The organism is Planococcus plakortidis, assembly GCF_001687605.2.
Taxonomy (GTDB): Bacteria; Bacillota; Bacilli; order Bacillales_A; family Planococcaceae; genus Planococcus; species Planococcus plakortidis.
The window spans coordinates 3067879-3084048 of sequence record NZ_CP016539.2 but is presented as its reverse complement, the minus strand read 5'-3'; the positions used below and the strand labels follow the sequence as shown (position 1 = coordinate 3084048).

13 protein-coding genes are annotated in these 16170 nt (G+C 45.7%); 5 read left to right on the top strand and 8 right to left on the bottom strand.

What is annotated here, in order from left to right; genetic code table 11:
• Positions 1–23 precede the first annotated feature (23 nt).
• From BBI15_RS15320 to merA, 3 genes are all read left to right on the top strand, one after another.
• Entirely contained in the window at positions 24–2339 is a 2316-nt protein-coding gene (locus BBI15_RS15320) for an MMPL family transporter (RefSeq protein ID WP_068870887.1), read from the top strand.
• A 363-nt stretch (positions 2340–2702) separates the two neighbouring features.
• On the top strand, positions 2703–3104 hold the full coding sequence (gene merR / locus BBI15_RS15315) for a mercury resistance transcriptional regulator MerR (RefSeq protein WP_068870885.1): 402 nt from the start codon (positions 2703–2705) through the stop codon (positions 3102–3104).
• Between the two features lie 3 nt (positions 3105–3107).
• The gene (gene merA / locus BBI15_RS15310; RefSeq protein WP_068870883.1) at positions 3108–4748 is read left to right on the top strand and encodes a mercury(II) reductase; all 1641 of its coding nucleotides are present in this window, start codon (positions 3108–3110) and stop codon (positions 4746–4748) included.
• Positions 4749–5117: 369 nt separating this feature from the next.
• Here the strand turns inward: merA and BBI15_RS15300 are convergent, their stop codons facing one another.
• From BBI15_RS15300 to BBI15_RS15280, 5 genes are all read right to left on the bottom strand, one after another.
• A complete protein-coding gene (locus BBI15_RS15300; RefSeq protein ID WP_068870879.1) occupies positions 5118–5780 on the bottom strand; it encodes a class I SAM-dependent methyltransferase in 663 nt (220 codons plus the stop codon).
• 183 nt (positions 5781–5963) lie between these two features.
• Complete coding sequence (gene lpdA / locus BBI15_RS15295) at positions 5964–7382, bottom strand: dihydrolipoyl dehydrogenase (protein WP_068870877.1); 1419 nt, start codon at positions 7380–7382, stop codon at positions 5964–5966.
• A 230-nt stretch (positions 7383–7612) separates the two neighbouring features.
• Positions 7613–9790 carry a heavy metal translocating P-type ATPase gene (locus BBI15_RS15290; RefSeq protein ID WP_068870875.1) on the bottom strand — a complete coding sequence of 726 codons (2178 nt, stop codon included), beginning with the start codon at positions 9788–9790 and terminating at the stop codon, positions 7613–7615.
• Complete coding sequence (locus tag BBI15_RS15285) at positions 9783–10148, bottom strand: ArsR/SmtB family transcription factor (protein ID WP_068870873.1); 366 nt, start codon at positions 10146–10148, stop codon at positions 9783–9785. The genes BBI15_RS15290 and BBI15_RS15285 overlap by 8 nt, the downstream gene beginning before the upstream one ends.
• 81 nt (positions 10149–10229) lie before the next feature.
• Entirely contained in the window at positions 10230–10844 is a 615-nt protein-coding gene (locus BBI15_RS15280; RefSeq protein ID WP_068870871.1) for a CadD family cadmium resistance transporter, read from the bottom strand.
• 608 nt (positions 10845–11452) lie between these two features.
• On the opposite strand from BBI15_RS15280, the gene gap reads away from it, so the two are divergent.
• Both gap and copZ read left to right on the top strand, forming a co-directional pair.
• Positions 11453–12457 carry a type I glyceraldehyde-3-phosphate dehydrogenase gene (gap, locus tag BBI15_RS15275; RefSeq protein ID WP_068870869.1) on the top strand — a complete coding sequence of 335 codons (1005 nt, stop codon included), beginning with the start codon at positions 11453–11455 and terminating at the stop codon, positions 12455–12457.
• Between the two features lie 51 nt (positions 12458–12508).
• Positions 12509–12715, top strand: coding sequence for a copper chaperone CopZ (copZ, locus tag BBI15_RS15270; RefSeq protein ID WP_068870867.1), 207 nt, complete (start codon positions 12509–12511; stop codon positions 12713–12715).
• Positions 12716–13156: 441 nt separating this feature from the next.
• Here the strand turns inward: copZ and BBI15_RS15265 are convergent, their stop codons facing one another.
• From BBI15_RS15265 to BBI15_RS15255, 3 genes are all read right to left on the bottom strand, one after another.
• Positions 13157–13852: a hypothetical protein gene (locus BBI15_RS15265; protein WP_068870865.1), complete on the bottom strand. Its 696-nt coding sequence runs from the start codon at positions 13850–13852 to the stop codon at positions 13157–13159.
• A gap of 24 nt (positions 13853–13876) precedes the next feature.
• On the bottom strand, positions 13877–15316 hold the full coding sequence (locus tag BBI15_RS15260; protein WP_068870863.1) for an MATE family efflux transporter: 1440 nt from the start codon (positions 15314–15316) through the stop codon (positions 13877–13879).
• A 192-nt stretch (positions 15317–15508) separates the two neighbouring features.
• Positions 15509–16033 (bottom strand): hypothetical protein, encoded by a 525-nt coding sequence (locus BBI15_RS15255; RefSeq protein ID WP_068870862.1) that lies wholly within the window; start codon positions 16031–16033, stop codon positions 15509–15511.
• Positions 16034–16170: the final 137 nt, after the last annotated feature.

Here is a 16170-nt window from a genome sequence, read left to right as displayed (position 1 = left end):
ATCAATAGAACGGAGTTGCACACGTGTCGAGATTTTTTTACAGCATCGGAAAAACAGCGTATAGCAAGCCATGGATTTTCATTGCCAGCTGGCTGCTCATATTAGGAATCATCATCACCGCCATCGTCACGAATGGCGTGAATACAAGCAGTGAAACAAGAATCGACGGCACCGCCGCACAGGACGTATTGGACGAATTGGCAGAAGAATACCCGGCGGCATCCGGCGGGCAGGGAAGTTATTTGTTCGAAGTGCCGGAAGGGGAAGCCATTGACGATCCGGCCAATGCCCAAGCTTTAGCCATGGCCGCAAATGAAATTTACAATTTGGATCATGTCGTCAATCCGATGGACATGATCCAAGACGAAGAAGCAATGGCACAGATGCAGGCAATGCAAGAGATGATGAGCCAGCTCCCAGCGTCTGAAGTCAACCACCGCCCGTTCATCGTTCAAGAAATGCCGGTCCCTGGCATCCAGATTTCAGAAGACGGCACGGTCGCGTTATTCCAGTTCCAACTGACCAAAACAGCGGAAGATTTGAGTGAAGCGGAGCGTGAAGAACTCGCGGATGCCGCGAATATCGCTCAAGACAACTCTTCCATTACAGTCATTCCGACAGGCGCGCTGCAAGGCGTCGATATCCCGATCGGCGGCACGCATGAAATCATCGGGCTCGCGATCGCAGCGGTTATTTTGGTCGTGACGCTCGGTTCACTCATCGCCGCAGGCTTGCCGCTGGTTGTGGCATTGATCGGCGTCGGTGTCGGTGTTGGCGGCACATTCGCCTTGTCGAGCATGTTCGAAATCAACAGCCTGACACCGGTTCTCGCCTTGATGATCGGCCTCGCTGTCGGCATCGATTATGCCTTGTTTATCGTCAACAGACAGCGCAACTTGATCACCGAACAACAATTGCCTGCTAAAGAAGCCGCTGCCCGTGCAGTCGGCACAGCAGGCAGCGCGGTATTCTTTGCCGGCCTGACTGTCATCATCGCACTCAGCGGCTTGCTCGTCATTGGCATTTCGTTCCTCAGCAGCATGGCGCTCGTCGCCGCATTGACCGTATTGATCGATGTGCTGGTCGCGCTCACCTTGCTTCCGGCCTTGCTTGGCTTGATCGGCGAACGGATTGTCTCAGCTAAAGCAAGGAACAAGCAACTTACGGGCAAGGATTCCAAGCAAGGCTTTTCTGGTGCTTGGATCACCGGCTTATTGAAGATGAAATGGGCAGCGATCCTGCTGGTCATCGTGGTTCTCGGCACCCTCGCAGTGCCGGTCGCGCAAATGAACCTCGGCATGCCCTCCGGTGAAAGCGCCAATCAAGACACGGCGACGAGACAAAGTTATGACCTCATTTCCGACAGCTTCGGCGAAGGGTTCAACGGCCCGCTGCTTGTCGTGGCGAAAGACCAGGACGCGGCTGCGGTGAACCCGCAGGAATATTTCCAGCTGCTCGCCAATATCTCGCAGCTGGACGGCGTAGCGGAAGTATCTCCAGGCGGATTCAATGAAGATGGCACGATCGCCATCATCAGCATCATCCCGGAAAACGGGCCGACCGATGAAGCGACAAAACAATTGGTGGAAAGCTTGCGGACAGATGCCGCAGCTACCGAAAACACCAATACGGCAATCGGCGTGACCGGCTTGACGGCGATCAATATCGACATCTCGGAAAAACTCGCTGAAGTGTTCCCGATCTATATCGCCATTATCGTCGTGCTGTCACTGCTTATTTTGCTGGTCGTGTTCCGTTCGATCCTCATCCCGATCAAGGCGACGGCCGGCTTCCTGTTGAGCATCATGGCAACGTTCGGCGCCACCACCGCCGTCTTCCAGTGGGGCTGGCTCGGTTTACTCTTCGGAATCGACACCGGCGGCCCGCTGCTGAGCTTTATTCCGATCATGGTGACCGGCATCCTGTATGGCCTCGCCATGGATTACCAGGTCTTCCTCGTATCATCGATGCGCGAAGCCTATATCCACGGCGAAAAAGGCGACCGGGCCATCGTCAGCGGCTATAAGACGGCAAGTAAAGTCGTTGTCGCCGCCGCATTGATCATGGTTTCTGTATTCTCCGGCTTCATCTTCACGGACGACATCATGATCAAGCAGATCGGTTTTGCCTTGGCGTTCGGCATCCTTGTCGATGCCTTCTTGATCCGCATGGTCTTTGTCCCGGCCGTCATGTCACTGTTCGGCGACAAGATCTGGTGGCTGCCGAAATGGCTCGACAAGATTCTTCCGGATTTGGATATTGAGGGAGAAAAGTTGCTTCATGAATTGAACGAAAAAGATAAGGCAATACGCACGAAGACTGGGGAAAACTCAATCTAAAGATAGCTAAAACTGCCGGGAAGCTTCCCGGCAGTTTTTCTTTGGTTAAATAATTCTTGAGGCTGGCTCGTCAGGACAGGGCTGACTGACTGTAACTGAAGAGCGTTCGTAAAAGTGTCTGTACATCAGCGAACGTTCGCAGAGTCATTTGATATATTTACGAACGCTATTTTCAGTCATTTTAGTCCAATTCAAAGTGTTCGCGAAAGTGTACTTTTACGAACGCTTTATTTTTAATAAACGACTATTTTAAATCTAGTTTTAATAACTTGAAATTTTATATATAGAAAGAAAGTATTGAAGTGTAGATGTTTGACCATGTACCTAAGTACATGGTTTATACTTTTTCTGAGGTGAAGAAAATTGAGCTATCGAATCAGTGAACTTGCAACCTTATGTGAAGTGAATAAGGAAACCATCCGATACTATGAACAAAAAGAGCTATTGCAAGAACCGGTCCGGAATAATTCGGGGTATCGGATTTATTCGAAGGAAACGGTCAAACGGGTAGGCTTTATCCGGCGGCTGCAGGAGTTGGGATTTTCATTGAATGAAATTTATAAATTATTGGGTGTTGTGGACAAAGACAATGTGCGCTGTGAAGATATGTTCGATTTTGTTTCCAGAAAAGAAGTGGAAGTCCGAAAGCAGATTGAGGATCTAAAGCGTGCGGAACGGATGCTGAGTGAGTTGAAAGACCGGTGTCCGGATAAAAAAGAGCTGCATGAATGCCCGATTATTGATGTATTGATGGAGGAGGAGTAGAACATGAAAAAGTATCGAGTGGATGTCCAAGGGATGACCTGCACAGGATGCGAAGAACACATTGCAGTCGCGCTTGAAGCGATTGGCGCAAAAGCGATTCAAGCTGATTTTCGAAAAGGAGAAGCCCTATTTGAACTGCCGGAAAACATGGAGGTTGAAAAGGCAAAAAAAGCAATTGCTGAAGCCAAGTATCAGCCAGGGGAAGCAGAAGAAGTCCGAGCCCAAGAAGCACTCCGCCCGGATGAAGAAGGCGAATTTGACTACATCATCATCGGTTCCGGGGGAGCCGCCTTTTCTTCCGCCATCGAAGCTGTGAAACACGGGGCGAAAGTGGCGATGATCGAACGGGGAACGGTAGGCGGTACCTGTGTGAACATTGGCTGTGTTCCTTCCAAAACCTTATTACGGGCGGGAGAAATCAATCACTTGGCCAGGAACAACCCGTTTATCGGGCTGCATACCTCTGCGAATGAAGTGGATTTGGCTCCGCTGGTCAAACAGAAAGAGGAATTGGTGACGGATCTCCGGAACAAGAAATATGTCGATTTGATTGAAGACTACGGTTTTGAGTTGATCAAAGGGGAAGCCAGGTTTGTAGATGAACATACTATTGAAGTGGATGGCCTGAAGCTATCTGCCAAACGGTTTCTGATTGCGACGGGGGCGGCTCCTGCTGTGCCAGCCATTTCCGGTCTGGCAGAAGTGGATTACTTGACCAGCACGACCTTATTAGAGCTAAAGAAAGTGCCGAAACGCCTGACAGTCATCGGTTCCGGCTATATTGGTGTGGAATTGGGCCAGCTATTTCACCACCTCGGTTCAGAAGTCACACTGATACAAAGAAGTTCGCGTTTGTTCAAGGAATATGATCCGGAAATCTCGGAAGCCCTCACGAAAGCTTTGACCGAGCAAGGCATTCAGTTAGTGACCGGTGCCACATACGAGCGAATTGAACAGGATGGAGAGGTGAAAAAAGTTTATGTCGAGGTGGATGGCCAGAAGCGGATCATCGAATCCGAACAATTGCTGATTGCAGCTGGCCGAAAGCCCAATACGGAAAGCTTGAATCTGCAGGCGGCGGGTGTCGAAACAGGACGTCTTGGAGAAATTCGGATTGATGATTATGCCAAGACCACCAATGAACGGATTTATGCAGCGGGCGATGTTACACTGGGTCCTCAGTTTGTCTATGTAGCGGCTTATCAAGGGCGAGTGGCGGCAGGAAATGCGGTCGGTGGACGGAGTGAAAAACTGGATTTGGCCGTTGTGCCGGGCGTCACGTTTACAGCGCCGGCGGTTGCCACGGTCGGCTTGACAGAGAAACAGGCAAAAGAAAACGGCTATGACGTCCTTACTTCCGTCCTGCCGTTGGAGGCTGTTCCGCGAGCGCAAGTGAACCGGGAAACGACCGGAGTATTCAAGTTGGTGGCGGATGCGACAACACGCCAGCTGCTGGGCGGGCATATCGTAGCGGAAAATGCTGGAGATGTCATCTATGCGGTGACGCTTGCCGTAAAATTCGGTTTGACCATTGAAAATCTTAGCGAAACCTTCGCGCCGTATCTAACCATGGCCGAAGGGGTAAAGCTGGCTGCGCTAACGTTCGACCAGGATGTTTCCCACTTGTCATGTTGTGCCGGGTAAAACTGACTATTAATGAAGATTTAAGCTGTTTATAGGGAGCCCACTTGAACAACTAGGAAGCAGACGGATAAATCAAGCACATTGCGACAGCCGTTCAATTATATGACTGGATTGGAGCAAGTGCTTGCTTAATTAGAGTCTCTATCATGTTATGGGAGCCATGAGGATAAATAAGTTTCTTTGGTTTACATATCATTAATTTATCTGAATTTGCTTGAATACAAAGGGGGAGAAGAGGTGGTGCTGCAAGCACATCTTCTCTCCTTATTAATTTGTTTAAGTTTCCTTTTACGAAGGCTTTTCTGATATCCATTTCAAGCTTTAGCCCTCATGATTACGAAGTGAATTTAATAAAAAATATCGAGAAATTTATGACTTAAAAGCTCTGTATGCCCGTAAAGTGCCAACCACGGTTGAAAATTGCCCCGTCTCTTCAATTGCAGCAAATCCGGTTTCTTTCAAGAGATTCGGAATAATGCCATTGACATGAGGGGAAGTGGTCTCGAACCCGTCTAACAACTGGACGGGGAAGAATGCAACACGCATCAAACCGTTTTGCGGCTTCTCAAAATCAATAATATGGAATTGGCCGCCCGGTTTGAGTGTCCGGCGAACTTCCTCAAAAGTTTCCTTCTTCTTCTCCAACGTTAAATGGTGAATAAATAAACTGGTAAAGACATGATGAAACAGATTATTAGAAAAGGGAAGCCGGTCAGAAAATCCTTCCTTGAAGCTAATTCCATTAGTTTGATTTCTGTTGATTTTTTCTTTCGCAATTGCTACTATTTCCGGGTCCGCATCGACTCCAATCACTTGAACGTGAGAATGTGATTGCCGTATTAAGAGTGCCAAGGTTCCTGTGCCGCAAGCCAAATCCATTACCACTTCCTCAGGTTGAAGGGCTGCTTGATTGACCAAATGCATTTTAAGCTTTTTTTCCTGCATCCCCCATTGAATTAACGGATCGTAGAACCGGGTCATCCAGCGGTATTTGAGTGCCGGTATATACGCATTGTTCTTATCTATCTTCATGAAGTTCGCATCCTTTCAATTAAGTGGATTTTTTGTTCCGAATAATTCCGTTTTGAAAAAAGAGAGAACTCGCTAATCTATTCGATTTATCATCACTTCAGAAAGTCATAGACGCTCGTATAAAAACAAACCGGCCTGCGCTTATGAATGTGCAGACCGGCCTCGATGTGTTTTCGCTATAAGTTATTTTCTGTTTAGCATATGAATTGGGTGTCCCATGATTCCTTCCGCAGTTTCCATCAATGGCTCCGGTAACGTAGGGTGGGCGTGAATCGTCAGACTGAGGTCTTCGGCAGTCGCTCCGGTCTCAATGGCAAAGACCGCTTCGGCAATAAGGGACGATACTTCCGGTCCGACCATCTGGACGCCCAACACCCTTTTGGTCTCTTTTTCAGCCACAATCTGTACAAAACCATCGGCATCGGAAATGGATAAAGCGCGACCGTTCGCCTGGAACGGAAAACGACTGGAAACTGTCTCATAGCCCTGTTCTTTTGCTGCTTTTTCGGTCGATCCGGTATACGCAACTTCCGGATCGCTGAAGATAACAAACGGCATCGCTTGAAAATCAATCACGCTTTTTTGACCGCTTGCCACCTCTGCCGCAATCTTGCCTTCATAACTCGCTTTGTGGGCCAGAAGGTCACCGCCTGCACAATCGCCGATCGCGTACACATGATCAACTGTGGTTCGACATTGGTTATTTATCTTGATAAACCCACGTTGATCAAGTTCCACGCCAATGTTTTCTAAGCCGATGTTTCCTGTGTTCGGTTTTCTTCCGATAGAAACCAGACAGTAATCGCCATTAATGACCTCATCCTTGCCATCCACCTGAACCCGGACATTGACTTCTTCACCTGTATTTTCACCGCCTTGGACCATGGTATTGGTGATGACCGTGATGCCCAAATCTTTTAAGTGACGTTTAACCACATTTGTCAGTGCAGAGTCCGTCCCTGGAAGAATGGTATCCGTTCCTTCCAGGATGGTCACTTTCGCCCCGAATTTGGCATAGGCTGTTCCGAGTTCCAATCCGATATACCCGCCGCCGACCACCACGAGATGTTTCGGCACTTCCTGAAGCGTCAAAGCTTCTGTTGACGAGAGAATCCGTTCTTGATCGAACGGCAGGCTTTTCAGTTCAGTCGGCAGGGAACCGATTGCCAGAATCAGATCTTTGTAGGTATAGAGCTGTTCTCCGTCTGCGGTTTTGATTTTGACCTGATGGGATTCTGTCAAATAAGCTTCCCCGCTAATGACTTCCACGCCATTGCCTTTCAGCAAGGTCTGGACCCCACTCGTGAGTTTATTTACAATCCCGTCCTTCCATTTCACGACTTCCGGCATATCTACGACTACTTCACCCGAAACCTTGATGCCCATGGAACCGGCATGCTGGATGTGTTTTACTCGTTCAGAAGCACTGATCAGCGCTTTGGAAGGGATACACCCGCGGTTCAAGCAAACGCCGCCTAATTCGGCCTTATCCACCAACACCACTTTTTTCCCTAGCTGTGCAGCACGTATGGCCGCCACATAGCCGCCTGATCCAGCACCGATTACCAATAAGTCCAGATCCTTTTTTGTTTCATCCGTCATTTCTGTTTCCTCCTTCGGCATTTGGTCATTAGAAAAATCGTATATTTCTGCTCATTTTTATTTCAAAAGAGACGAACCGGCACTAACAAGGGGCGCTTCGTGCCAGGGGTGCCTCTTCTAAAATCCATACCCTTTATCTTGAGGATTAAATAAGATTGTGCTGCAGACTGGTTGAGTAGCAGTTTGTATTTATGAAAAGAGCTTTCCAGACAAATGGAAAGCTCTTTTCGTTACTCTTTTACGCGCATTAGCCGTAAGCTGTTGAGCGCGACCAGAAGGGTAGCGCCCATATCGGACATAATGGCGATCCATAGCGTCAGCCAACCCGGGATGACCAGCAGCAACGCAATCACTTTGATGCCGATGGCGAATGCGATATTCGCTTTGATAATGTTCAATGATTTCCTGCTTAACTTCATCGTGAACGGCAGTTTGCTCAAATCATCGCCCATCAAGACCACATCAGCGGTCTCCATAGCGGTATCCGTTCCAGCACCGCCCATGGCAATTCCGACAGTAGAAGCCGCGAGTGCCGGAGCATCGTTCACGCCGTCTCCAATCATCGCGACATTGCCGTATTCGGCTCGTAAGCGTTTGATGAAATTCAGTTTGTCTTCCGGCATCAGTTCGGCCTGGATTTCGGTGACGCCGATCTGCTGGCCAATGGCCTGACCGGTTCCTTTGTTGTCACCCGTCAGCATAATCGTCTTCTTGATGCCCATCTGGTGCAATTTCTGGATGACTTCCTTGCTGGATTCACGGACTTCATCTGCCACGGCAATGACCGCCAGGATTGTTTGTTCCGTTCCGATGATCATTGCCGTCTTGCCCTGATTTTGAAGAGCCGTTACATTCTGTTCCAAGTTCTTATCAGCACTTGCGGCACTCAGCTCGTTGAAGAGAATCGGGCTACCGATATAGTAAGTGATTCCCTCGACAGTTCCCTTGATGCCTTTGCCGGTGATGGAAGAGAAGTCCTCGACCAAGACCGAAGAATAAGAAATGTTCTCTGCGTCCGCTTTTTTCATGATGGCCGAAGCAAGGGGATGCTGGGAGCGATACTCCAGCGCTGTGACGATGGAAAGCAGTTCTTTTTCATTGATACCCTTGTTCAATACCTCAAAGTCTGTGACGACGGGAACCCCTTTGGTCAGGGTGCCGGTCTTGTCAAACGCGATCGCTTTGATAGCGCCCATTTCTTCCAGGTACACGCCGCCTTTTACCAAAACGCCTTTTTTCGCTGCATTACCAATAGCGGATACAATTGAAATCGGTGTGGAAATAACCAAAGCACATGGACAGCCAACTACGAGCACAGCCAGTCCTTGATAGACCCATGTTTCCCAGCTGGCGTCAAACAAGAGGGGAGGGACAATGGCGACGAGTGCGGCAACGACCATGATGATCGGTGTATAATATTTGGCGAATTTATCGACAAACGCCTGTGAAGGAGCCCGTTCGCCTTGCGCTTCTTCTACCAAATGGATGATTTTTGCAATGGTCGTGTCTTCGACCAGCTTGGTGACTTTGACTTCGAGCAGGCCTTCTTCGTTCAGCGTGCCGGCGAAGACTTCATCATCCACCGTTTTGCCGACGGGCACGGATTCACCCGTAATCGCTGCCTGATTGACCGCCGAATAGCCGTTGACCACCATGCCGTCCATTGCAATCTTCTGTCCGGGTTTGACGATCATGGTATCTCCGACGGCAATGTCGTCTACCGAAATCAGCTGTTCTTGTCCATTCCGTCGGACAAGTGCCTCTTTCGGGGCAATGTCCATCAACGAACGGATGGATTGTCGGGCCCGGTCCATGGAATAGCGTTCCAATGCTTCACTGATGGCAAAAAGGATGACCACGATGGACGCTTCCGCCCATTCGCCGATGAAGGCTGCCCCAATGACGGCAACCGTCATAAGGGTTTTCATGTCGAAATCCAAGCGAACTAAATTCTGAAAACCGACTTTAAAGAGCGAGTACCCGCCAATGACTATGGCGGCCACAAAAAGGAGGGACGTCATCAAATTTTCTTCCCCGTTTACGAATTGGGAAATGTACCCGAAGACGATCAACAGGGCGGAGTAGAGCAAGGTGCTGTGTTTTTGGTAGAACGGCACTTTGTCCTCTTTTTTGACGGTCGCTTTTTCGGCTTCCGTTTTCGAACCCGCTGGACGACCGGTAATTTCAGGCGCGACCTTCAGGTTTTCGAATGCACCGGCTTTTTCCAATTCTTCGACGGTGGCCGCCCCGTAAACGGAAATTTTTGAGGCTCCGAAATTCACTTTGGCATCTTGGACACTGGGAATCTTCTTGACGTTGTTCTCGAACTTTCCAGCACAGTTGGCACATGTAAAGCCTTCCACCCGGAAGACGTTTTTTTCCTCTTCTGTCTTTATTTTCTCAACCAATGCTGACACCTTCCTTCTGGTGAGTGAAGGCCACTTGCACGAGATGTTTCACATGCGCATCATCTAATGAATAGTAGACCAATTTGCCTTCTTTGCTGTATTTCGCCAACCCCATATTTTTTAACAAACGCAGGTGGTAAGAAGCTGTCGCAGTAGAAGAACCGATGATATTCGCGACATCACAAACACAAAGTTTGTCCTCTAACGATAAAGCATAAGCAATTTTGATACGGGTATCGTCTGACAATGCCTTAAAAATTTTCGCGACTTCCAACGGGTTTTGTTCCGCCAGCTGGTGCTGGACTCTTTCCACCTTTTCCTCGTCTATACAAACCACATCACAAATTTCTTTTGCCAATTTCTTTCACTCCTTTTCCTAACTCATTTTTTTAAAGCAATAGATTCTCTTCTATAAGAAGCATAGGGTGTGAAAATCAGTTCAATTCACCAAATCCAAAAGGAAACGGAATGTCCCATTCTCCACCATAATCAAGATACCGAGTCCGATAAAGACCACCGGCACAATCCAGCGTTCCCATTTCTCAATCGTTTCAGAGACCGACTTAACGGCTGCCAAGCGGTAACTGAGGTAACACAAAACGGCCGTCATGATAGCAAAGACAACAAGCATCACAATGGTTTCACTCGGATTCAAGGTTGAAAAGTAGGGTATGTAGACACCGATGTTGTCCCCGCCAGCAGCCAGTGTAATGACCGTGATGGTGACAAACAAGCGATTGGACTTTCCGGAAGACAAGCGGGACAAGAGATCCTCTTCGTCATTCTCTTCTTCTTCCCTCTTCCAAACCTTGATTCCCAGATAAATCGGAATGAGGCCCAGCAGGCCGACCCAATGAGTCGGTACGAGCGTCAAGCCATAAGCAGCTAATAGACTGGCACCCACTAATATGGATGTCCCCAGATACTGGCCGATAATAATGGATTTTAGCTGACCTTTTTTCATCGTTTGCGAAAACAGGATCAGCAAAATGATGACATAATCAATACTGGTGGCAACATAAGCTGCCACAGCGGAAAAAATCGTCGTAATCAATCGCAGCAACTCCCTTATAGATACTATAGACAATCAATACCTTTCTAATAGTTAAACGTTCAAACGAACGTTTGATTAATGTAAGTGTATAAATATTTAGTTAGATTGTCAATCAAATATTCAAATGGATGTTTAAATGTTGTGATTTACATATTAAAACTCTATGGAAAGGGTGCGATAAACACAGAAGAATTTATCAACGGGTTCATTTAGATGTAGGTTTACATATCATGAATTTATCGGAAGCTGCACAAAGAGGAAGGGACGGAAGATGCGCTTGGAATAGCATCTACTCTCCCTTTTCTCTATTGTTGTACTTTAAAATACAGTTTCGCAATTGTGTGGATATATCAATTTAAGCTGCAATTCAAATGTAGGATTCACCCCAGCAGAACGACTTATCATTCGCTGGATAAGTAACGTTATTCAGTGAAAAGCAGGAAATAAAACAATTAAAGAATTAATTTACGGAATGAAGGAGTTTTCTAAGTAGGAATAGAAAGATATGAAATGAAAGTCGTGCAATACTTGTAATAACTTAGTAGAATCGGGCTACCTGTTTATTCGAGCTAAAAGATGTCTGAATCTATATTAGAGGAGGAAAATAAATGACCACTAGATTAGCTATTAATGGGTTTGGACGTGTAGGAAGAACAACATTAAGAAGATTAGTAGATACAAATTCGGAACTGGAACTGGTTGCTGTTAATGATTTAGCTAATATTGAAAACTTAGCTTATTTATTAGAATTTGATACAACTTATGGGCGATTAAAGCATGATGTTCAGGTACATGAAAATGTCTTGGTTGTTGGTGAGAAGGAAATTAAATTCTACCAAGAAGCTGATGCAAAAGATCTCCCGTGGAATGAGTTGCAAATTGATATCGTGTTAGAAGCAACCGGTATTTATAAAACGGCTGATAAGGCTCAGGCACATCTTGACGCAGGTGCTAAAAGAGTAATTATAACTGCTCCAGCAGATCAGGAAACGAAGATGATTGTTTACGGTGTTAATGAGAGCATTGTTACAAAAGACGACATGATCATTTCTTCAGCTTCTTGTACAACTAATGATTTAGCTCCAGTTGCGAAAGTATTACATGATAACTTTGGAATTATAACTGGTTATATGACTACAATTAAAGCCTATACACCTTCGCAAAAATTACATGATAGCCCTAATACGGATATGAGACGCGGACGGGCAGGAGCGATGAATGCAATTCCGACTTCTACTGGAGCAGCAAAAGCTGTCGGAAGAGTCATTCCTGAATTAACCGGAATTATTGACGGAACGGCAGTGAGAGTACCACTTTTAGGTGGGGCAATAGTGGAGTTTTATACAAACTTAGAAAGAAAAGTAACAATTGAAGAAGTGAATGAAGCCATGAAAGAAGCTGCGAGTCCCTCGTTTGAATACTCTGAAAAGCTAATTGTGTCCTCAGACGTTGTTGGAACTTCAGCCGGAGGTATTTTTGATGCCACATTAACTGATATCGTTGAAAATGGGGATAAGCAGCTTGTTAAAACTGTTTCTTGGTACGACAGCGAATATGGATTTGTATCTAATCTGGTTCGTTTGACTGAACATTTTGCTCAAGTCATTAAATAAATGTCAATTGAAATAGCCGGTTTTAAATCTTCAAAAAGGAGGTGAGAAAACATGCAAACCAAAACTTTAGATGTTAGGGGAATGACTTGTGGCCACTGCAAAATATCAGTAGAAGGCGCGCTAAAAGGTTTAGAAGGAGTATCTGCTGCAGAGGTAGATCTAAACTCTGGTAAAGTGAAAGTTACCTATGACGAATCAAAAGTTTCCTCAGAGAATATGAAAGAAGTTGTTGAGGAACAAGGCTATGACGTAGCATAAAAATAGATGATATAAGTGAGTTCCCTATATTGGAAGCTCGCTTTTTTTGAAATTTGCTTATTTGAGGTGGACGCCATCCAAACATCACCATCTGGGATGCCGGTTAGCAAAAGAGACCTCACCATCCGGTACGTTTTGCCTGCCTAGTTACGTGACATTTAGGTTTCGATTTGCAATCTATTTGTGATTTGGTAAATTTCCATAATTTCCGCACTTGTATAGTTGCCGTTGCGCTTCATCTGGATGACATTGGATTTCTTTCTCAGGATAGAGTTGTTTCAGTACCTTTTTTTGACCCTTTTTTGAAGCTATACAGAAAAACGCCTTGCATAGAATTTTGGTATTTTCATACTTTTTTTCAATGCAAGGCGTTTTTTAGTTTTATGTTTTTAGGTTAATGTCCAAAGTGATACCGAATTAATTTATGCTCTTTCTTGCAAGTTAATTTCTATCAGCGACTTTCATGACAAATGGAAAAGCGAGAACGCCCGCGTCTGAGAATTTGAATTCAACCCATAGTTTATAAAAACCAGGTGAAGGGAACTGAGCTTCAAATACGGGTTTATCTTCTGATACTGGATGGACATGGATAAATTTTTCTCCTTGTTCATCCAGCACAACTACATGGCCTAATGCCCCTAAGTAAGGCAAAGGAGTTTCGCCGTTTAAATCAAAAGATAGAGCAGCTGATTTTCCGGCAGTCAGCTTTGGATGGTGAAACGTAACGGTTTTACCCTCGACTTCTTTTGTAGCACTATCCCTTTCCGCAAGCATCTCCCAATCGATGCTAGGAGTTTCAGTGACTTTGCCAACTGTTATCGTAATTGGCTCGATAACGTAAGTCATTCCTACCGGGGTGATATCCGCGAAAGCAAGGTAACGACCCGGAGGCAGTTCTACCTCCACTTCGAAATCTCCAGAAGCATTTTCGATGGGATGGACATGCAGGAAAGTCTCTAAATCCGCACTGACAATAACCAGGTGCATTCTTTTTTCATGGGTTTCGGTTAACGTTACTGCATTATTGTCAGCATCCCGAACTTCAACTGTCACTATTCCGGAATTGTAAGCGGTGTTTACTTGGACCTTAGGAAGACTCTCATCCATTGCGTGATGTTCATGTTGATCATGTTTCATAATAAATTTCCTCCTTCTTGTGTATTAGTAATTGTTGGCATTTGTCGACATATTTTCTTTAGTTGTTTGTGGATGACACTGAGCTTCTGGCTCCGGCGCTTTCTCGAGCGCCATCCATTTATCGCGTCGAAATTGGATTACTAACACCACCGCACGAAAAGCGATATCAATTCCTATTGCAATCCAGACACCAGCCAATCCCCATTCCAACTGTATTCCTAACAGGTAGACAAGCAGTGTACGGATAGCCCACATACCAAAAGCGGTCAAATACATCGGGAATTTTGTGTTGTTCGCTCCTTGAAATGCGCCGGTCAAAACCATCAAAACCGCAAGAAAAGGTTGGAAAACACCTGAAATTTTCAATGCAGTCCCAATATCGCTGATTACTTCCGGATCTTCTGTAAAGAAAGAGGCGGCCCAGTCTCCAAAGAAGAACAAGACTGCGCCCAAGAGCGTCATGAACACCACGGTTACTTGGGTGGAAAGTTTTGCATACTTTCTGGCTTCTGCCAAATTACCGGCGCCAATCTGTTGGCCTACCAGGATTGTTGCTGCGGTAGCAAAGCCATACCCAATCATATAGGAAAATACTTCAACGTTGCCGGCAATTTGGTGAGCCGCAAAGGCATTGGTTCCAAGGGCTACGACGAAACCGAAGTAGACAATCTGGCCGGCCCGCATGACCAAACGTTCTCCGGCTGCAGGTGCACCAAGTGTGGAAAGCTCCAGTAAATGCCCCTTATCCAGCTGCCAATAGTGTTTTCTGAATGCCAGTACTTTTTCTTTGTTTACATAATAGAAAAGGGCTAAGCTGCCTATTAAACGGGAAACCACGGTGGCTATGGCGGCACCGACAATTCCAAGTTCAGGAATGAATAAAAAACCGAATATCAAAACATAATCAAGCACAGCATTGATGCCGTTGATAACTATACTTATCATCATCGGCGTTTTGGTGTCGCCAGCTCCTCTTAGAATTGCACTCATTACAAACATTAAAGACATGATGACTGAAGGAATACCTACAATCCGGAAATACAGTGATCCCAATTCCAGGACTTCTTCTTCGATGCCCATCAGCCGTAACAGTGGTTCTGCAAAGAACCATGTAGCTAAACCGGTGAGAATCCCAAAGATGATTGCCAGAATAATGGACTGCTGCGAGATGTGCCTGGCCTTTTCGGGTTGGTTCGCACCAAGGAAGTTCGCAATTCGGACATTGGCTGCGACTCCGATCGCCATAAACAGGGCAAAGTAAATGGCAAGGACTGCATTGGTGATCCCAACTGCTGAAACGGCCGCCAAACTGATTTGGGAAACAAAATAAGTATCCACAAAACCCAGTAACGTCTGAAAGAAATTTTCTATTACTGCTGGTATCGCTAAAACGATAATAATCTTTAGCCGTTCTTTATCTGTTTGCGGTTGAAAAGGCTGGTCCGTCAGCAAGTTCTCTTTCATCAATTTTCTCCTTTCCGGAACCCTCCCTCAAAAAACAAAGGCACACATAATGTGTGCCCTATTTCAATTGTTGAGAACTCTAGAATGCAATGCTGCAATACAGAAGTTGCCACTCGGGTATTTAGCTGAGTTTTAAAAGGTTCCTGGTTTCCTTTCTAAAGGAAGACATTATGGAATTAGTTTTTCAAACTATTATTCACGTCTCATATGTCTAAAATGTTCTAACACTTTTCGTTGCTCGTCGGGATTGCTGAAGGGTGTGACTTCGGCTTCATTTTCTTTTAAAAACGTAGTTACTTCTTTCAATAGTTGCATTTGTTGAAGTGCCATCTCCACATGCGCCGTTTTGACTTCGGGATTTTTCATTTTTAAAGCAGAAATAAAGTTATCCATCGCCATTGATTGTGTAGTGGCTTTTGCTTGAAGTGCTAAATGAATTTCCATCTCGGTGGCTGCTTTCTGTTTTTTCTCCTCGCTGCTTGTACTGTTTGAGAGTTCTTCCAATGGTGGCACTTCTGAAAAGTCGTTTTTATCTGGATCAATCATTTCCAACATCACAGATACATGACTTTGCATGGTCTTTAGTTTTACACTAAGTAAATGGTGAAGAAATGGGTTTTCTACTTCCTTCAAGTGCATTTTAACTGTTGAAATGAGTCCATCATGTGCTTCTAGATGTGACGTGAGTAACCCGGTATCTGTAGATGGTAATAACATAAAAAAACATCCTTTCGTATGGTTATTGTTTTGTTGCTATATAAACTTCTACCCTTCCCTTTTCCTCATAAACTCCATAGAAAATGCATAATTTCTTTCGGGAATAAATGCTTTATAAATGTAAATGGCTTGCAGAA

What these genes read in the sequence shown, in the direction of transcription:
- gap (WP_068870869.1), top strand. Translation starts at nt 11,453, where the DNA reads ATGACCACTAGATTAGCTATTAATGGGTTTGGACGTGTAGGAAGAACA.
- BBI15_RS15300 (WP_068870879.1), bottom strand. Translation starts at nt 5,780, where the DNA reads ATGAAGATAGATAAGAACAATGCGTATATACCGGCACTCAAATACCGC.
- BBI15_RS15255 (WP_068870862.1), bottom strand. Translation starts at nt 16,033, where the DNA reads ATGTTATTACCATCTACAGATACCGGGTTACTCACGTCACATCTAGAA.
- BBI15_RS15260 (WP_068870863.1), bottom strand. Translation starts at nt 15,316, where the DNA reads ATGAAAGAGAACTTGCTGACGGACCAGCCTTTTCAACCGCAAACAGAT.
- lpdA (WP_068870877.1), bottom strand. Translation starts at nt 7,382, where the DNA reads ATGACGGATGAAACAAAAAAGGATCTGGACTTATTGGTAATCGGTGCT.
- merA (WP_068870883.1), top strand. Translation starts at nt 3,108, where the DNA reads ATGAAAAAGTATCGAGTGGATGTCCAAGGGATGACCTGCACAGGATGC.
- BBI15_RS15265 (WP_068870865.1), bottom strand. Translation starts at nt 13,852, where the DNA reads ATGAAACATGATCAACATGAACATCACGCAATGGATGAGAGTCTTCCT.
- copZ (WP_068870867.1), top strand. Translation starts at nt 12,509, where the DNA reads ATGCAAACCAAAACTTTAGATGTTAGGGGAATGACTTGTGGCCACTGC.